Source organism: bacterium, assembly GCA_004299235.1.
Classification (GTDB): Bacteria; Chloroflexota; Dormibacteria; order Dormibacterales; family Dormibacteraceae; genus SCQL01.
This window is the reverse complement of the sequence record SCQL01000033.1, coordinates 115580-131905: the sequence shown is the minus strand read 5'-3', so window position 1 is coordinate 131905 and position 16326 is coordinate 115580. Positions and strand designations below refer to the sequence as shown.

At 66.9% G+C, this 16326-nt stretch carries 15 protein-coding genes, 1 tRNA gene and 1 pseudogene; 9 read left to right on the top strand and 8 right to left on the bottom strand.

Translation table 11 applies throughout. The features are described from left to right. Positions 1-276 precede the first annotated feature (276 nt). Together EPN29_13105 and EPN29_13100 are read right to left on the bottom strand one after the other, a co-directional pair. Positions 277-1050 carry an ATP-binding protein gene (locus EPN29_13105; GenBank protein ID TAN31586.1) on the bottom strand — a complete coding sequence of 258 codons (774 nt, stop codon included), beginning with the start codon at positions 1048-1050 and terminating at the stop codon, positions 277-279. After that, positions 1047-2510, bottom strand: coding sequence for an IS21 family transposase (locus tag EPN29_13100; protein ID TAN31585.1), 1464 nt, complete (start codon positions 2508-2510; stop codon positions 1047-1049). The genes EPN29_13105 and EPN29_13100 overlap by 4 nt, the downstream gene beginning before the upstream one ends. Before the next feature lie 131 nt (positions 2511-2641). Between EPN29_13100 and EPN29_13095 the strand changes: the two genes are divergently transcribed. Further along, the gene (locus tag EPN29_13095) at positions 2642-3016 is read left to right on the top strand and encodes a hypothetical protein (GenBank protein TAN31584.1); all 375 of its coding nucleotides are present in this window, start codon (positions 2642-2644) and stop codon (positions 3014-3016) included. A gap of 46 nt (positions 3017-3062) precedes the next feature. Here the strand turns inward: EPN29_13095 and EPN29_13090 are convergent. Both EPN29_13090 and EPN29_13085 read right to left on the bottom strand, forming a co-directional pair. Next, positions 3063-4248, bottom strand: a pseudogene (locus EPN29_13090) (IS481 family transposase). 112 nt (positions 4249-4360) lie between these two features. Then, positions 4361-4436, bottom strand: a tRNA-Lys gene (locus EPN29_13085). A gap of 68 nt (positions 4437-4504) precedes the next feature. Here EPN29_13085 and EPN29_13080 point away from each other — a divergent pair. Genes EPN29_13080 through EPN29_13065 form a run of 4 tightly spaced genes read left to right on the top strand, consistent with a single transcriptional unit; the run spans position 4505 to position 8714 of the window. Next, positions 4505-4906 carry a PrgI family protein gene (locus tag EPN29_13080; protein TAN31583.1) on the top strand — a complete coding sequence of 134 codons (402 nt, stop codon included), beginning with the start codon at positions 4505-4507 and terminating at the stop codon, positions 4904-4906. Next, entirely contained in the window at positions 4863-7583 is a 2721-nt protein-coding gene (locus EPN29_13075; protein TAN31582.1) for a DUF87 domain-containing protein, read from the top strand. Before EPN29_13080 ends, EPN29_13075 begins: the two co-directional genes overlap by 44 nt. Next, the gene (locus tag EPN29_13070) at positions 7573-8412 is read left to right on the top strand and encodes an alpha/beta hydrolase (protein TAN31581.1); all 840 of its coding nucleotides are present in this window, start codon (positions 7573-7575) and stop codon (positions 8410-8412) included. The genes EPN29_13075 and EPN29_13070 overlap by 11 nt, the downstream gene beginning before the upstream one ends. Then, positions 8409-8714 (top strand): GlsB/YeaQ/YmgE family stress response membrane protein, encoded by a 306-nt coding sequence (locus EPN29_13065; protein TAN31580.1) that lies wholly within the window; start codon positions 8409-8411, stop codon positions 8712-8714. Before EPN29_13070 ends, EPN29_13065 begins: the two co-directional genes overlap by 4 nt. On the opposite strand, the gene EPN29_13060 is transcribed toward EPN29_13065, so the two are convergent. From EPN29_13060 to EPN29_13045, 4 genes are all read right to left on the bottom strand, one after another. After that, positions 8694-9593, bottom strand: a complete 900-nt coding sequence (locus EPN29_13060; protein ID TAN31579.1) for an alpha/beta hydrolase — start codon at positions 9591-9593, stop codon at positions 8694-8696. The genes EPN29_13065 and EPN29_13060 overlap by 21 nt on opposite strands. Positions 9594-9604: 11 nt before the next feature. Continuing rightward, a complete protein-coding gene (locus EPN29_13055; protein ID TAN31578.1) occupies positions 9605-11233 on the bottom strand; it encodes a DHA2 family efflux MFS transporter permease subunit in 1629 nt (542 codons plus the stop codon). Next, positions 11214-11840: a PadR family transcriptional regulator gene (locus EPN29_13050; protein ID TAN31577.1), complete on the bottom strand. Its 627-nt coding sequence runs from the start codon at positions 11838-11840 to the stop codon at positions 11214-11216. The genes EPN29_13055 and EPN29_13050 overlap by 20 nt, the downstream gene beginning before the upstream one ends. A 157-nt stretch (positions 11841-11997) precedes the next feature. Continuing rightward, a complete protein-coding gene (locus EPN29_13045; GenBank protein TAN31576.1) occupies positions 11998-12567 on the bottom strand; it encodes an N-acetyltransferase family protein in 570 nt (189 codons plus the stop codon). Between EPN29_13045 and folB the strand changes: the two genes are divergently transcribed. The 4 genes from folB to EPN29_13025 all read left to right on the top strand — a co-directional run bounded on the left by folB (position 12557) and on the right by EPN29_13025 (position 16295). Continuing rightward, positions 12557-12913 carry a dihydroneopterin aldolase gene (gene folB, locus EPN29_13040; GenBank protein TAN31575.1) on the top strand — a complete coding sequence of 119 codons (357 nt, stop codon included), beginning with the start codon at positions 12557-12559 and terminating at the stop codon, positions 12911-12913. The two genes, EPN29_13045 and folB, sit on opposite strands and share 11 nt — an antisense overlap. Beyond that, entirely contained in the window at positions 12910-14064 is a 1155-nt protein-coding gene (larC, locus tag EPN29_13035) for a nickel pincer cofactor biosynthesis protein LarC (GenBank protein ID TAN31574.1), read from the top strand. The genes folB and larC overlap by 4 nt, the downstream gene beginning before the upstream one ends. Before the next feature lie 99 nt (positions 14065-14163). Next, the gene (locus EPN29_13030; GenBank protein ID TAN31573.1) at positions 14164-15015 is read left to right on the top strand and encodes a bifunctional 5,10-methylenetetrahydrofolate dehydrogenase/5,10-methenyltetrahydrofolate cyclohydrolase; all 852 of its coding nucleotides are present in this window, start codon (positions 14164-14166) and stop codon (positions 15013-15015) included. A gap of 14 nt (positions 15016-15029) precedes the next feature. Further along, positions 15030-16295, top strand: coding sequence for a bifunctional folylpolyglutamate synthase/dihydrofolate synthase (locus EPN29_13025; protein TAN31572.1), 1266 nt, complete (start codon positions 15030-15032; stop codon positions 16293-16295). Positions 16296-16326 lie beyond the last annotated feature (31 nt).

Sequence of the window (16326 nt, the reverse complement as noted above, 5' to 3'; positions counted from 1 at the left end):
TCGGGTTAATTGTCTAGGCCTGAACGTGGGCAGTGCGCGATCTTTACGTTGGCTGCCGAACATCCCAGATTAGAACCGAGTTGTCGGATGAAACCTTGACACGGAACTGTGGGCTCGTCGTCAACTCGCGACCGACATACGGCATCCATTTGCCGGCCACCTTTTCCTGAAAGCCGCTTAGCATCTCTGGCCGGCTCGACGATCCAGGCAGGTACTCATGTCAATGGCCAACTCAAAGTCCCCACTTTTGGCCAGGTGAAAGTCCCCACCCGGCGCTCACTTCTTGTGGCGCTCACCTCCTCTTGAACGGGCTTCGCGGAGCCTGTAGGACTCGCCCTCGGTGACCACCACGACGCTGTGGTGGAGGAGGCGATCAATCATTGAGGTGGCTGTGGTCGGCTCCGGAAGGAAACGTCCCCATTGGTCGAAGGGCCAGTGGCTGGCGATGCCAAGCGCACGCCGCTCATAGGCGGCGGCGATGAAACGGAAGAGGAGCTGGGTGCCGGTGAGGTCAAGTGGTGCAAAGCCCAGCTCGTCGAGGAGAACCAGGTCGGCGCGCAGCAGACCATCGATGACTTTGCCCACCGAGTTGTCTGCGAGGCCGCGGTAGAGCGTCTCGACGAGGTCGGAGGCAACGAAGAAACGAACGCGCAGGCCGGCACGCACGGCCGCGTGACCGAGACCGACAAGCAGATGCGACTTGCCAGTGCCCGCTGGACCGACAAGGATGAGGTCCTCCTTGGCTCTGATCCATTCCAATGAGGCGAGGTAGTCGAAGGTTGCCTTGGGGACTGACGAGATCTGGAGCTTGAAGTCATCGAGGGTCTTGGTGACTGGGAAGCCGGCCATCTTCAATCGGTTCTGGTAGTTGGATTCATCGCGCGCCGAGATCTCCGCTTCGTTGAGGGTGCGCAGAAATTCGTCCGGCGCCCAGCGCTGAGTCTTGGCGGTTTGGCACACGTCCGGTGCGATGGCCCGGACGGTCGAGAGTTTGAGGCGGCGCAGACCGGCGACCAGGTCCGGTGCGAGTGGTAGCGCGGTCGTGCTCATCGAATCGCCTCCAGGGAGTAGGCGCTCAGCGGTCTGACCGGAACCTCCGGCAGCGCTAATTTCAGCGCGTCGCCAGCGGGCACCGGGTTGGGAGCCGATGGACCAGCCTCGAGGATGGAGCGAATGTCAGCTGCCTTGAAGCGACGGAAGCGAGTCGCCCGCTCCAGCGCCGCCAGCAGCTGCTCACGACTCCAGCTCATCTCCAGGGTCACGATGTCCGCGAGCTCGGCTGCCAGTCGCGATGTGCCGACCGCCGCCGCTGCACGCAGGAAGGCTTCGGCGGGAGGTCCGAGCGCGATGAACGCACGCTCGGTCCCGGTCCGAACGCGGATAGCCCGTGCCGGCATCCTCGACTTGCCCTGGTAGTGCTCATCCTTAATAGAGACCTCACCGGGCGCCATGAGCAGATGCCTTTCGATCTCGTTTCCGTCGTACGCGAGCAGCACCTCGTGGTCCTGCACGGTGACCTCGATCTGCTTGCCCACCCAGGCGGTCGGCAACGAGTAGCGGGCCGCGCCGAAGCGAATCGTTTGCATGCGGTCGACCTTGCGCAGCTGGCCACGACAGAGCGCCGGTCGCAGAGACGGCAGCGGTCGCATCAGCGCTCGCTCCTCCACCAGTCGCACGTCCGGAGTCGCCTGCGTCTCGCTGTGGACGCGGTCGTTCACCTCGAGACCCCAGAGCTTGGCTTGGCGATTGCCGCTCGCGACGTCGCCGCCGAAGTTGTCCGCGGGCACGACCAGATCGCGTTGCGCATACCCGCACAGGTTCTCGACGACGCCCTTCGATTCCGGGTCTTGGGCTTCGCAGAAGTCCGGCCGGAAACCGTAGTGCGCGGCGAAGCGGACGTAGTCGGGGTGAGGCACCACGACGTTGGCGACGACCCCATTCTTGAGACAGGCCATGCGGTCGGTGAGCACGACCGCCGGCACCGCTCCCAGTTCCTCAAAGCATTCCGCCATCAAGGTCAGGGTCGTCTCCTTGGTCTCGTCGCTGGCGAAGCGCACGAAGCGGTATCGCGACCACGCGGACACGGCGCAGAACATGTGCAGGCCGACCGCGATCTTGGTCCAGTCCACGACCAGGTGCTGGCCCGGGCTCGGCACCCAAGGTCGATAGATTCGTCGCTCCCGCCGCCACTCCGCCTTGACCTTGGCGACCGCGCGACGAAGATTGCGGGCGGAGCCCTTGTAGCCAGCGGCGCGCGCCGCCGGAAGTAATCGTTTGGCGGAGATGCGGCCGTCGGTCGTGCGCACCCGCTCTCGGATGACCGACATCACCTTGTCGGTGTTCCTCGACGTCAGCCGCGGCCTCCGCGCCCAAGGGCCGCCTGCCTCGTGCCGCTCGACAACCTTCCTCACAGTCTTGTGCGTCGTACCGCACAAGCGCGCCGCCGCTCGGTAGCTCCCCAGATCATGAAACGCATCGATGATGTTCAAATGCTCCCTCGTCGTCTTCAATAGGTGGGTCCTCCGGGTGGGCTGGTGGGATTGAGACATCTCCACTTTGCCCGGCCCGGGGGACGCACCCGGTGGCTAAATCAGACAGTCGAGGGTGGGGACTTCGACCGGCCACGGATGGGTACTTTCACATGGCCACGCGCAACTCAGCAGCTGTCGAGCGCTACTACAGCGCCTTCGAGAACGGCCGGCTATCCGAGTCGCGGTTCGGCAGTCGAGTCGACGCGCTTGAGCGTCGCTTGATTCAGCTTCGCGCGAAGCTCGCAGAGTTGCGCGATTCCACAACCGCCGTTGATGTGCCAACCCAGGAAGCCGTGCGCAGCGCGGAACAAGCGGTCCGGGACGCGATGCTCAACGGCACGCCGGGTCAGCGCAAGGCGCTGCTCAAAGAGTTGATCGTCGAGGTCCGGGTCGAGAGCCGCGACAGCATCATCCCGACCTTCCGTCTTCCCGCGACCTCGGTTCGCGTTACGGAAGCCATGGTGGGCCTGTCGACCTTCGGTTGATCTGTCGTGAAGCTACTTCGCCTGATCTGTCCCACTCTCACTGAATCTACTTCCGCCGCGGTGCCGTGCCGTCGGCGTGCAGTTTGCGGACAGGGCCTTGGCTTGTGCGAGCCACCGTCTTGAGCAACTCGCTGCCCACCCAGAACTGCAGCAAGCTGTCGGTCACCAGAACGTCGCAGGCGCTGCCGCTGTAGTTCCGTCCGACGCTCACTTGCTGGTAGCCGACGGAGACGACTCCGTTGCTGGCCACCTTGCGGCAAACCCACTGCTCGCCGTTGCGCTCGGGGCGCGGAGTCAACCGATGCTGCGGCTGCTCGCCGCCCGAATGGAAGCGGCTCTCTGGCGTGGCGTCGCCCAGCGACTGATGTGGACGCTGCGTGTTGTAGTAGCTAACCCATTCGTCCAGTGCCTCCTGTGCCGTCTTCAATGTCCGGAAGACCTGTCTGGTGTCGAACTCGACTCGAAGCGTCTTGTGGAAGCGCTCGATCTTGCCTGTGGTGGTCGGTGAGCGGGGTTGGGTGAGGATGTGGTCGACGCCGTTCTCGCGGCAGATGCGGTCAAAGAGAACCTCGACCGGAGGCTGGGCGAAGCGGCCGGTAAAGACCTTGCCGTTATCGGTCAGCACCTGAGCTGGGATGCCGTGGGTTCGCAACGCAGACGTAAATCCATCACAGACAGATTGCGTGCGCTCCCGGAGCATGAGCCGGGCCGAGACGCAGTACCTCGAGTGGTCGTCGACTCCGGTCAGAGCCTTGGCCGTGGTCCCGTCAGCGAGTAAGAAGCCACCGACCGTGTCCAGCTGCCAGAGCTCCATGGGTGCGCCTCGCTCCCAACGCTTCCAGTTCCCACGTCGCCAACGGCGCTGCACCGGGTCAAATCACCCCGGCCCGGACCAGGCAGCGGTACACCGCCGACTCCGACAGCGGCGGTTCGGCCCCGCCCCTTCGTGTCAACTCCAGCGCCAGCCGTCGGGCACCCCAGTACGGCTTGGCCCGGCGTGTCTCCAGTACCTTTGCTTCCCACACCGCGGGCATCTGGTGCGGGCAATGCGCCGGCCGGTGCGACCGATTGCCCAGGCCCTCCAAGCCCTCGGCTTCATAGCGAGCCAGCCATCGGTGCATGGTCCGCCGAGAGATGCCCCAATCCCTGGCCACCTCGCCCACCGTCCGACCGTCGCCAATTACCGCCAGGACCGCTTTGTATCGCTGCTCAGTCACGCTCATCTCCCTCATGCGCGGGAGCGTGACAAACCAACCGAAGTAACTGCGACACATCAGCCGAAGTTGTGTGCCGCATCAGCCGAAGGCCTTTTGAGACCTGTCACCCGAACTTGCACAATGATGATGGTGCTCGCGCAGGGAGTCGAACCCTGAACCTTGGGATTAAGAGTCCCCTGCTCTGCCAGTTGAGCTACGCGAGCGCGAAGAGAGCCGACAGTCGATTCTAAGGGGATGGCGCCGTTAACAGGCTGGGCTCTCCTTGGCCGGTGTGGTCCGTACCCTGCCCGGCATGCCGGCCAGGGTTCCCCTCGACGTCGATCTCGAGGATAAGCTGCTCTACGGGCTGACGCCCACGCGACTCGCCTACATGGTGGTTGCGCTGCTGGCCGGATTTGCGCTCTGGTCTTCCCGCTGGGCGCCATCACCGGTGCGAGCGATGGCTTGTTGCCTCGTGGTCGGGGCCGGCGCTGCGGTCGCTTGGGGACGGTGGCAGGGTAGGGCGGCCGACGATTGGCTCGCGGACATCGCGCTCTTTTCCATCAGGAGCTACCGCGTCCGGTGGAACCTCGGCTGGCTTGAACGCGCCTGGGGGCGCCCATCGCGAGCGGTGCGTGCCTCCATGGGACATGAGCCCATCGCGAGCGCGGAGCCAAGCGCCGCGCCAGCGTGATGTGATCCGGGAGCTGAATCTCGGCGCGGCTCGAATCGTGCCTCGAGCTCCGAGCGTGCTGTGGGACCGAGTCGTCGACGATCTGACTGTGATCCAAACCGGGCCGCTCGGCTTTGCCGGCGCCGTTGAGGCCGATCGTTCGCGGTGGCTCAACTCGTTTCGCCGGCTGCTCGATGGACTGGATACTCCGCTCCAGGTCGTGATCGAAGTCGAGCCGGGGCCGGGTGCCGACCCGCTGGAAAGCAGTCCGCGGCCGGTCGACTTCGACGACATGCGCGGGGCGGATGCATGGTTTGTCGATCACATCGCGCGATCGCCGTCCGCGCATCGCTTCACCACCAGGCTCACCACGTCGACCAGGCAGGCAGGGCGAGTCGAGTCCGCGCTGCGCGAGATGGGCGTGGATTTCACCTCGCCGCCGCCGGCGCGGGAGGCGGCATTTGGCAAAGAGCAACCCGGCCGTTTCCTGCACTCGGGTGGCTTCAGTTCCACCTGGTACGTCGAACGCCTCCCCGGCACCGAGCTGGAGGCCGGCTGGCTGTTTCGTCTGCTGCCGCCGGGACTGAAGGTGAGCCTGTCGTGGCACGCGACGCCGCTGCCCGTGGCGTGGATCGTCGATTACCTGCAGCGTCAGCTGATCAACATGAGGGCGGCACGCCTGCAGGAGCTGAACGCCGGCGCGACCGATCCGAACCTGGCCGGCGCGATGCCGAACGCGGAGGACCTGCAGCGCCGCCTGACCGCGAGCCAGGACAAAGCCTTTCACGTCTCGGTCTACCTGACCCTGACCGCGCCCACCAGAGATGACTTGCGGGCGGGCGCGGAGAGGATGGAATCCGCCGCGCGCGGGATTCTCTGCCACATCCGGCCGTGCACGTTCAGGATGTTCGACGGTTACCTGGCCACTCGTCCAATGTGCATCGACCGGCTGGAGCGAAAGCGCGTGCTCGACACCAGCGCACTGGTCACCTTCTTTCCCTGGTTGGAGGCCGACCTTCAACAGCCCGGTGGCCTTGTCATCGGCCGGAACCGAGCCACGGGTGCGCCGGTGCTCGTCGATCCCTTCGACCAGCGGCGTTACGCCAACGCGAACATCGGCGTGTTCGGACATTCCGGCGCCGGCAAGACCTATCTCCTGTCGGCCATCGCGATGGGCGCGCTGGGCAGGGGGACACAGGTCTACGTCATCGACCCGGAACATGAATACGGCGGCCTGGCCGAGCAGCTCGGCGGCATCGACGTGGAGCTCGCGCTGGGTTCAGGTCACGCGCTGAACGTGCTCGAGCTGCGGCATTCCGATCGACGGGATGAGTCGTGGCTCGGGCCGGCCGCCGCTGACGCCGTCGATCTTTGCGCGACCATCTGTGGCGGCCTGGACGAACCGGAGCGCGCGCATGTCGAAAGCGCGGTGCGCGAGGCCTACCGCAATGTGGATCAGCCGCTTTTGCGGGACGTCGCCGAAGTCCTTTCCCAGGGTTCGCGAGTGGCGACGATCCTGGGTCGCTGGGTGCACGGCAGCCTCGGTCAGATGTTCAGCGCACCCACCAATGTCGACCTCGAGGCCCCGATCGTCGTGTTCGGCATGCGCGAGCTGCGCGACGAGATGGTCGCCCCCGTCCACTTCCTGCTCGCGGAAGCGCTGTGGGCGCTCATCAAGCGCAAGGACCATCGCCGGATGCTGGTGGTCGACGAGCTCGGGCTCCTGTTCGAGGATGCGACCATCCGGCGGTTCGTGGTCAGCCTCGCCCGGCGGATCCGGAAGTACGACGGATCGTTGGTCTTCGCCACCCAGAATCCGGGCGACCTGCTCAGCTCGGATCAGGGCGCGGTGGTGGCGACCAATCCGGCATTGGCGTTCTTCGGCGCCCAGCGTCCCGGCGAGGCCGCCAAGCTGCAGGAGACATTTCACCTTAGCTCCCACCAACGGGCGTTTCTCGAAACCGCTCGTCGTGGGGAATTCCTCCTCGCGGCGGGTGCTGAAAGGCTGGCCGTTCAGGTCCAGGCGCCGTCATGGCAGGAGGAGGCGATGCGGCTCGCGCGGGCACCGGCGCGGCCCCCACCCTGGCGCGTAGGCTTATTTGCGAACTTGCAGCGGGTTCTCCACTACCGCTTAAGGAGCCTTCCAGAGCATCGGCTGGAGCGCGTCCACGCCCAGTTCGAGGCGCTGGCCGGGGCCCGCACCTGGCGCTGCGACCCGCCCTGGATCGCAAGCTCGCGCTCGCGCGGTCTGTTCGAGATGGAGTACTTCAGGCACCTGCGCGACGAGGACCACGGCGATGTGAGCGCCGCCGGCTTTGTCAAGATGGCCGCTGACGAGACGGACGCGTTGATCATCACGATCTTCCTGCGGGACCTGAGTGCCGAGTACGGCATCCGCGCCGCGATCGAAGACGAGAACCATCCTCTGGCCAAGCTGCGCCGGCTGGAGTTCGAATCCGGCCGGTTGCCCAGCGGGCAGTCGCTCGAGGACGTGCTGGCGAAGCGGCCGGTGATCAAGAAGGTGGAGGGCGAGCGCATCCTTTTCTATCCGCCGACGTTCCGCCTCCACTCCCAGGGTCCGCCCAGCCCCGAGTGGGCATACGCCCTGTACGGCCTCCGCGCTTACGCGCCGACGTTGATGGAGGCCGAACAGGAGGCGCTCAAGATCCTGAGAGGCTTCGGCCACCTTGGCGGCTGAGACCAAGGCGGCCACCGGCGGCTTCGTCGAATCCGCCGACGGCACCAGGCTGGCGTATCGAGCGTGGCCCAAGCCAGGCGCCGCCGTCACGTTCGCGGTCGTCCACGGGCTCGGTGAGCATGCGGGGCGGTACGAGCGTTTCGCCCAGGCCATGGCCGGGCGCGGCATGGGCACGTTTGCCGTCGATCTTCGCGGCCACGGCAACAGCCCCGGCCCGCGCGGCCACGTGGATGGATGGTCGCAATGGACCGACGATGCGGCGGCGTTCGTCCGGCTGGTGGAAACGGTTGCCGCCGGCGAGGTCGTGCCTGTCGGTCATTCGTTCGGCGGCGCTGTGATCCTGAGCGCCGCCCTCGCGGGCAAGCTGCCGAAGGCCCGGCGTTTTATCGTCTCGAGCCCGGCCCTCAAGCTGAATGTCGTGGCTCCGAGGTGGAAGGTCAGCCTCGGTAGGGTGGCCTCGAAGGTGGCGCCGAAGCTGGCGTTCGACAACGAAGTCGACCCGAGGACGATCTCCCGGATTCCCGAGGTGGTCGAGGCGTACCGCCGCGATCCGCTGGTCCACAGCAGGATCTCAAGCCGGACCTTCAACGAGTGGCAGGCCGCGGCCCGCGACATCCTCACCCGCGCCGGCGAGATCCAGGTCCCCTTCCTGATCCTGGCCGGCACCGCCGACGCGCTGATCGATCCCCGGGGGAGCCGCGAACTGCACGAAAGAGCCGCGGCGATGAGCCGGCTGCACCTCCTCGAGGGTCGCTACCATGAGCCGTTCAACGATCTCGGCCACGAGCAGGTCTTCGACCTGATCGCCGCCTGGCTGGCGGGATCATGATCGCGTCGAGCGGCGCCTGGCTGGTTTCGAGCCTTGATCTCCAGCCGGGCTCGTGGCTGTCGTGGATCGTCGTCGGCCTGATCTCGGGCGCGATTGCGGCTCGGGTGGTGGCCGGACGCGGGTTTGGCTGCATCGCCGACGTCGTGGTCGGGGTGGCGGGTGCCATCATCGGTGGCTATCTGCTGGGGGCGATCTTCAACGTCAGCGGGACGGTGGGCTTTTGGGGGAGCATCGTCGTGGCGTTCATCGGCGCGGCGGTGCTGCTGTCGGTTTTGAAGCTGTTATCCGGCGGCCGCCTCTGACGCCGAGCCGGTAGCCGCCAGGCCGGCGATTCGCTCGACTTCGGCGGCGACTTCGGCCGGCAGATAGACCGGGATGTCGTGCGGTGTGTCGAACCATCGCACCTCCACCTCCGGAGCGACGGCGGCCAGGCGTGCCACGCCAGCCTCCTTTGACCTCGAGACCCGCGCGAAGCTCCGCAACGCGAGCAACGCCGCGGCCGGCACCTCGACACGCGGCCACAGCACGTCGGGCTGCGAGTTGTAGAGACCCCGCAGCAGCTCAAATCGCACCGGCCCGGTCAGCGTCAGGACCAGCGCCTCGTCGTCGGGCACGATCCGGGCGGCCACGAACGACTCGAGGTCGTCGCCCCACGCCTCCGCAAAATCTTGTCTCGATGCGGCGACGGCGTCGGCGAACGAGGCAAAGCGCGGGAGCGGTGGCTGCATGATGCGTTGCGCCTCCTCCCAGCTGAACAGGTTGGCGGCACTCTGCACCGGACCGTCGATGAACACCAACCCTGAGGCGAGGCCGGGCCGTGTGCCCACCAGCTCCAGGGCGACCGTGGCGCCCCACGAGTGGCCGACCACCACCGGTTTGCGCAAGCCCAGCTCGGAGATGACGTGGGCCGCGTCCTCCAGCAACGCGTCCATGGCGTAGCCGTCGGGGAAGCGTGGAGAGTGGGGCTCACGGCCGGTCAGGCCATGGCCTCGCTGGTCCAGCGCGACCACGTGGCGGCCGTCCAGATGCTGCGCCATCCGCTCCCAGTAATGGGCGTTCGAGCTCAGACCGTGGAGCAGCAGCACCGGCGGCCGGCGTGCGCTGTCGGCCTCAGGCCTCCACTCGAGGTAGTGGAGTCTGACGCCGTCTCGATCGAGCCTCCCGGAAGCGGGTCCGCCCACGACCGCTAAGCCTAGCCCGCGGCGGCGGCAACCTCGTCCACGACGGCTTCAACTGACTGTGGCGTCGACCGCTGCTTGCTCCTGATCAGCAAAGTGGTCAGCGCGGTGAAAGCGAGGAACGCGATCGGCAGCGCGAGGGTGGGCTTCATCGCGTCGATGAAAGCGCTCACGAAAACGTCGTGAGCGAGCGCGGTGACCTGATGCGCGACCGAAGGGGGCAGCCCCGCCGGTAGCTTGGCGCCATTCTGGCCGGTGCCGATCTCGAAGCCGTTGGCGGCGACCGAGCTGAATGCGGCCACGAACTGATCCCGGAAGCTCGGGGGCAGAGCTGAGGCGTGCGCGACCGCCTCGTTGTGGAGGCTAGTCGCCAGCTGGCTTTGCAGCTCGGCGCCGACGACGGCGCTGCCGATGGCAGCCCCAAGCTGGCGCGTCGTGTTGAGCACGCCCGACGCCGCGCCCGCCATTCTGGGCGATATGCTCCGCATCGCGACCGTCGTCATGGGTGCAAAGGTCATGCCCATGCCGGCGCCGGCGATGATCGCCGGCACCAGAAAGGTCGCCCAGGTCGAGTCTGGGCCGGCCACGTAGGTCAGCGCTCCAAACCCGACAGCGAACACTGAGATGCCGGCCATCAGGATGTATTTGCCGCCGATGCGGTCTGACATCCGACCGGCGATTGGAGCGGTCAGCATGGAGGTCAAGGACATCGGCGCCAGCGTGAGCCCCGCCGTGAAGGCCGAGAAGTCGCGCACGGACTGCAGGTAGATGACGATGGGCAGGAACAGGCTCATCATCCCGAAGCTGATCGCGGCCGCGATCCAGTTGGTCACCGCGAAGTTGCGCTCCTCGAAGAGCGAGAGGGGAAGTAACGGTTCTTTCTGGAACCGCTCCCAGATGACGAAGGCGACGATGACCAGGATGCCGCCGATGATCACTTCGGGGATGGTCACCCCGTAGGGTGCGATCTGGCCCCAGTTGTACTTCTCGCCTTCGATCAGGCCGAAGACGATCCCGAACAGTCCCGCCGTCGCGAGGATCACGCCGACGACGTCCCATCCATGGTGGCGGCCCGGGCGCAGGTCCGGGATGATGGCGAAAGTCGCGATCAGGGCGAGGATCCCGATCGGGACGTTGACGAAGAAGATCCAGCGCCAATCGATGTAGGTCACGATCGCCCCGCCGAGAGTCGGCCCGGCGACGGTGGCGAGGCCGGCGACGCCACCCCAGATGCCGAACGCGGCGCCGCGCCGCTCCGGCGGAAAGAGGGTGGTGAGGATGGCCAGCGTTTGCGGCGTCAGTAGGGCTCCGCCGACGCCCTGGACGACGCGCGCGGCGATGAGCTCTTGGGGGTTCTGGGACAGGCCGCAGAGGGCGGAAGCCAGGGTGAAGATGGCGAGCCCGACGGCAAACAGGTTGCGCTGCCCGAAGAGGTCACCGAGGCGTCCGGCCGTGATCAGCAACACGGCGTAGACCAGGATGTACGCGTTCAGGACCCACAGGATCTGGTCCAGGGTCGTGTTGAGCCCTGTGCTCATGGCCGGAATGGCCACGTTCACGATGGTGGTGTCCAGCAGGATCATGAAGAACCCGATGCAGAGCACCATCAGCACCAGCCACGGATTAGTGCGTGCCTGCGCCATGTGCCCTCCTCAACCCCTCATCGCCGGCATCGATTCCGACCGTCCACGGCAGCGTGCCTTCGGTGATCTCGTTCTCGACCTTGCGCACCCAATCGCGCTCTGCTTCGAGCATCGCGATCTTGTGTTCCACCTCGATCAGTGAGAGCCGCGTCAGGCCGCGCGCTCGAAGCTCGTTCAGGACGCGGCCGAGCTTTTCGATGTGCGCCTCGACGGCGGCGGTGCGCTCCCTGAGCAGGTGCGCGGCCCGGCCCGCGTCGAGGTGATGCATGAACATCAGCCCGGCGACAAAGTGCGGGTATTCGCGCTTGGGCTGGGCCAGGAGCTCGCTCAGGACCCGCACCAGCTGTGCCCGGCCTGATTCGGTGAGTTCGTAGATGGTGCGCTCGGGCCGGCGTCCTTCCTTCTCATGTTCCACCGGCACGATCCAGCTGTTTCGCTCGAGCACGTCGACTGTGTGATACAGGGTGCCGAAGTTGAGGCGGATGAACATGTCGTGATGGCGCTCGCGCATCTTGGAAGCCAGCTCATAGGGGTGCATGGGCCGTTCGTCGAGCAGCTCGAGGATGGAAAGCGCCAGCGGCGATATCTCCGGGAGGGGTTCGGGCATATATTCCAATTAGAATATAACAGCTCGGATATTCAGGGTCAAGTATCTGGGTAGGGCGCATCAAGGTAACTCGGGCAGGGGCACCTGGCAGGCCCGGGGCAGCACCCTGGACCAGACCGATCCTGATCGGGCCGGCGGGCGCAGGTATTCGTGGAGGTTAGGTTGCCACCGCGGCGCCGAGGGGTTTTTCGAACCAGCCGACGTCCCAGAACCGTCCGAACTTGCGCCCCTGCTCGGTGAAGTGCGCCACGCGCTTGAACCCGAACCGCTCGTGCAGCGCCACCGACGCGGGGTTGGGCAGGGCGATTCCCGCGTACGCGCGGTGCACGTCCTCATTTTCGAGTGACTTGAACAGCTCCTCGTAAAGCCGCGACCCGGCGCCCCGGCCGACGGCTTCGGGCGACAGGTACACGCTGGTCTCCACCGACGTCGCGTAACCGGGCCGGGGCCGGAACCGGCCGCTGCATGCGTAGCCGACGACCTGACCCCCCAGATCGGCGACCAGGAGGCGGTACCGGCCCGTGCCGGCGTAGTGGCTGAACCACTCGCGGCGGGCGTCCATGGGGATCGGCTCGACGTCGAACGTGTAATGGGTCTCGGCGGCGTAGTGGTTGTAGATGGCGTTCAACGCTCCGAGGTCATGCTCGGCCGCAGGCCGGACGTCAACCTTGGGGCTGGTCACGCCGCCCAGTCTAGGCCGCGGGCACAATTGACCCGTGGACCGCATCCTCCTGGCGGGCATGTCGTTTCAGGGCCGGCACGGCGTGCGTCCGGCTGAGCGCGAGCAGGCGCAGGAATTCAGGGTCGATGTCGAAGTCGACTGCGACCTGAGCGAGCCAGGGCTCACGGACCGGCTCGAGGACACCGTCGACTACACCCGGGTTCGTGCCATCGCCAAAGAGGTCGTCGAGGGCGAATCCGTCAAACTCCTCGAAACGCTGGCCGGCCGCATCGCGGATCGTGTGCTCGACCTGCCGCGGGTGGGCGCCGTCTCGGTGCGGATCGCCAAGCGTCCGGCGAGCATGCAACCGATCGATGCGGCCGCTGTGCACATCAGCAGGACACGCGGATGACCATCGCGTACTTCGACTGCTTTGCGGGCATCTCCGGCGACATGACGCTCGGCGCGCTCATCGACTCGGGCGCGGATCGCGCCCTGCTCGACGCCGCGGTCGCGGCGCTCAGGCTCGGGGACGAGGTCAGCGTCGACGTGCGGCGGGAGGAACGCGGCCACGTCGGCGGCACGCGGGTCGTGATCGAAACCTCGGATCGAGTCGAGCGGACGGTGCCGGCGCTGCGCGCCGCGGTCGAAGACGCGGATTTACCCGACCAGGTCAAGACGCCGGCGCTCGCCGCCGTCGACAGGCTGGCTCGCGCTGAAGCCCGCATCCACGGCCTTGCCGAAGAGAAGCTTCACCTTCACGAGCTCGGCGGGGCCGACACGCTGGTCGATGTGGTCGGCGCCTTCTGGCTCCTCCACGGCCTCGGCGTCAACCGCGTGTTCGCCTCACCGCTCCCGGCGCCTCGGGGTCGCAAGGATGCGATGCCGCTGCCGGCGCCGGCGAGCCTGCGTGTGCTCGAGGGCACGGGTGCGGTGTTCGAGCCGGCCGAGGACGGCCGGGAGCTGGTGACGCCGACCGGCGCGGCCATCCTGGCCGCCTCGGCGATATTCCTGCGGCCGGCGATGTCCCTCAAAGCGATCGGCTACGGCATCGGCGCCCGCCAGTCTCCAGGCAATGCGCTGGCGGTGTGGATCGGTGAGGAAGTCGAACGCGAGACCGGAGTCACCCTCATCGAGACCAACCTGGACGACATGGCGCCCAACCTCATCGCGGCGCTCTGTGAAGACCTCATGGCCGCGGGCGCGCTCGATGTGAGCACCACCCCTACCCTGATGAAAAAGGGCCGGCCGGGTCATCTGATTTCCGTCATGTCCCCCCCCGAGCTGGCCGCTCGCCTGAGCGATCACCTGCTCCGGCACAGCACCACCATGGGGGTGCGCATGACGGTGGCGCAGCGGGTGATCGCGCAGCGAACCATCATCGAGGTCCAGACAGAGCTCGGAAGGGCGCGCGTCAAAGTCAAAGAGCTGGGCGGCAGGCCGGTCGATGCGGCGCCTGAGTACGAGGACTGCCGGCGGATCTCACGTGAGACGGGGCGCGACCTGCGCGAGGTCATGCGCCTGGTGGCAGAGGCCGCCCGCAGGGAATTGGGCCTGATCTAAGCCGGCGGGGCCCCGGTGCCTTCGGGCTCGGCGGTGCGTTCCCTGGATGTCGCGGCGCACCGTCGACGCCGCGAGCGACACCCCGGCGACAATTAGCCGGTGACCGCTCGCGTCCTGGACGGCAAGTCCGTCGCCCAACAGATCTTCGAAGAGACCGCCCGCGCGGTCGCCTCACACATCGCCCGCGGCGGTTCGCGCCCCAAGCTCGCGACCGTGCTGGTCGGTGACGACCCCGCTTCGGCGCGGTACGTGGAGCTCAAGCAAAAAAACGCAGGCCAGGTGGGCATCGATTCCGAGGATCATCGCCTGCCGGCTCAGACCACCACCGAAGAGCTGCTGGCGCTCGTCGACCGCTTGAATAGGGACCAGAGCGTGAGCGGCATCCTGGTGCAGCAGCCCGCGCCTCGACACATCGACATGACCCAAGTGGTGCTGGCTTTAGATCCCGTCAAGGATGTCGACGGGTTTCATCCCATCAATGCGGGTCGCGTCGCGCTCGGACTGCCGGGAGGGGTCGAACCGTGCACGCCCGCGGGCATCGTCGAGCTGCTCGATCGGGCGGGGGTGCAAATGGAAGGCGCGCATGCGGTTGTGGTCGGCCGGAGCAACCTGGTCGGCAAACCCACCGCTCTGCTGCTGCTCAAGCGCAACGCGACCGTGACGCTGTGCCACACGAGGACTCAGGACCTCGCCGGTTACACGAGCGCCGCCGACATCCTGGTCGCGGCCGCCGGCAGGGCCAACCTGATCACCAGGGACATGGTCAAGGCAGGCGCGACGGTCGTTGACGTCAGCACCAACTGGGCAGACGGGAGGCAGGTGGGCGACCTCGGCCCGCGGGTCGAGGAGGTGGCCGGCTGGTTGACCCCGAACCCGGGCGGTGTCGGCCCGATGACACGCGCGATGCTGATCAAGAACACGTACCAAGCCGAGGTGCGCCGCCGCCCCTAATCGACAATGACGGCGTGACGTACGCGGAAGCGCTGGCCTACATCTCCAAGCAGGGCCGGTTCGGGATGAAGCTGGGCACGGAACGGACGAGAGCGCTCCTCGACCGTCTCGGCCGCCCGGACCGAGGTCTCAAGGGCGCGCTCATCGCGGGCACCAACGGCAAGGGCTCGACCGGGGCCTGCCTCGCTTCGATCCTGCGCGCGGCCGGTCACGACGTGGGGTTCATGCCCAAGCCCCACCTGATCTCGTACACCGAACGGATCGAGGTCAACGGCCGTCCGATCGGCGAAGACGAGTTCGTCGAAACGCTGCAGGCCATCATGCCCGCGCTGGAGGCGATCGCCGCCGGCATGGGGCAGGCGACCGAGTTCGAGATGCTGACGGCGATGGCGCTGGCCTACCTCGCGCCCCGCACCGATCGGCTGGTCTGCGAGGTCGGTCTGGGCGGGCGCCTCGACGCCACCAATGCCCTGGACCTTGGCGTGGCGATGATCACCAACGTCGACCTGGACCACCAGAAGTACCTGGGCGACACGATCGAGCAGATCGCACACGAGAAGGCCGCCATCGTCAAGCCCGGTGACCACGTCATCACCGGTTGCGAGGGCGCGGCGCTCGAGATCGTCGAGGAGCATGCGCGGCTCGCGGCGGCGCCGATCTGGCGTCTCGGCCGCGAGATCCAGGTCGAATCGACCTCGCGTGGCTGGGACGGCCACACCCTGACCGTCACCGGCCCCGGCTTCGAGCACGCCGGCCTGGAGCTGCCGCTCGTGGGTGACTACCAGCCGGCGAATGCCGCGCTCGCCGTCGCCGCCGCGCAGCTCCTGGACGGGGCCGCCGATGACGCCGTCCGCGACGGACTGGCTTCGACGCGCTGGCCGGGCCGGCTCCAGGTGATCGGCCGGCGGCCGCGGGTCATCCTGGACGGCGGCCACAACCCGGCGGCGATGGCCAAGGCGGGAACGGCCCTCCGGCACCTCATCGGCACGGAGCGGCTGATCACCGTCTTCGCCATGCTGAGCGAGCGCGATCCGTTCCAGCTCCTGGCCGCCCTGCGAACTCTGAGCCCGGAGGCCACCGTCTTCACCGAGCCCGTGAGCGCCGGTGGGCATGCGGTGCCTGCCGAGCAGCTCGCGTCGGCCTACGGGTCGGGAGCTGAGGCGGTCCGGCCCGCGGGCGCGGCGCTCGAACACGCCAGGGAGCTGGCGGGACCCGATGGCAACGTGCTCGTGTGCGGCTCGCTGTATCTGGTCGGCGAGATCCTCGCCACGCGCGTGTAGCGAGCGGGTCTGGTAGTAATTGCGGTGGACG

Bases quoted from the DNA above. Each gene is read 5' to 3' on its own strand.
- EPN29_13105 (TAN31586.1), bottom strand. From the start codon at position 1,050: ATGAGCACGACCGCGCTACCACTCGCACCGGACCTGGTCGCCGGTCTG.
- EPN29_13095 (TAN31584.1), top strand. From the start codon at position 2,642: ATGGCCACGCGCAACTCAGCAGCTGTCGAGCGCTACTACAGCGCCTTC.
- EPN29_13075 (TAN31582.1), top strand. From the start codon at position 4,863: ATGAGCCCATCGCGAGCGCGGAGCCAAGCGCCGCGCCAGCGTGATGTG.
- EPN29_13065 (TAN31580.1), top strand. From the start codon at position 8,409: ATGATCGCGTCGAGCGGCGCCTGGCTGGTTTCGAGCCTTGATCTCCAG.
- EPN29_13055 (TAN31578.1), bottom strand. From the start codon at position 11,233: ATGGCGCAGGCACGCACTAATCCGTGGCTGGTGCTGATGGTGCTCTGC.
- EPN29_13050 (TAN31577.1), bottom strand. From the start codon at position 11,840: ATGCCCGAACCCCTCCCGGAGATATCGCCGCTGGCGCTTTCCATCCTC.
- EPN29_13045 (TAN31576.1), bottom strand. From the start codon at position 12,567: ATGCGGTCCACGGGTCAATTGTGCCCGCGGCCTAGACTGGGCGGCGTG.
- larC (TAN31574.1), top strand. From the start codon at position 12,910: ATGACCATCGCGTACTTCGACTGCTTTGCGGGCATCTCCGGCGACATG.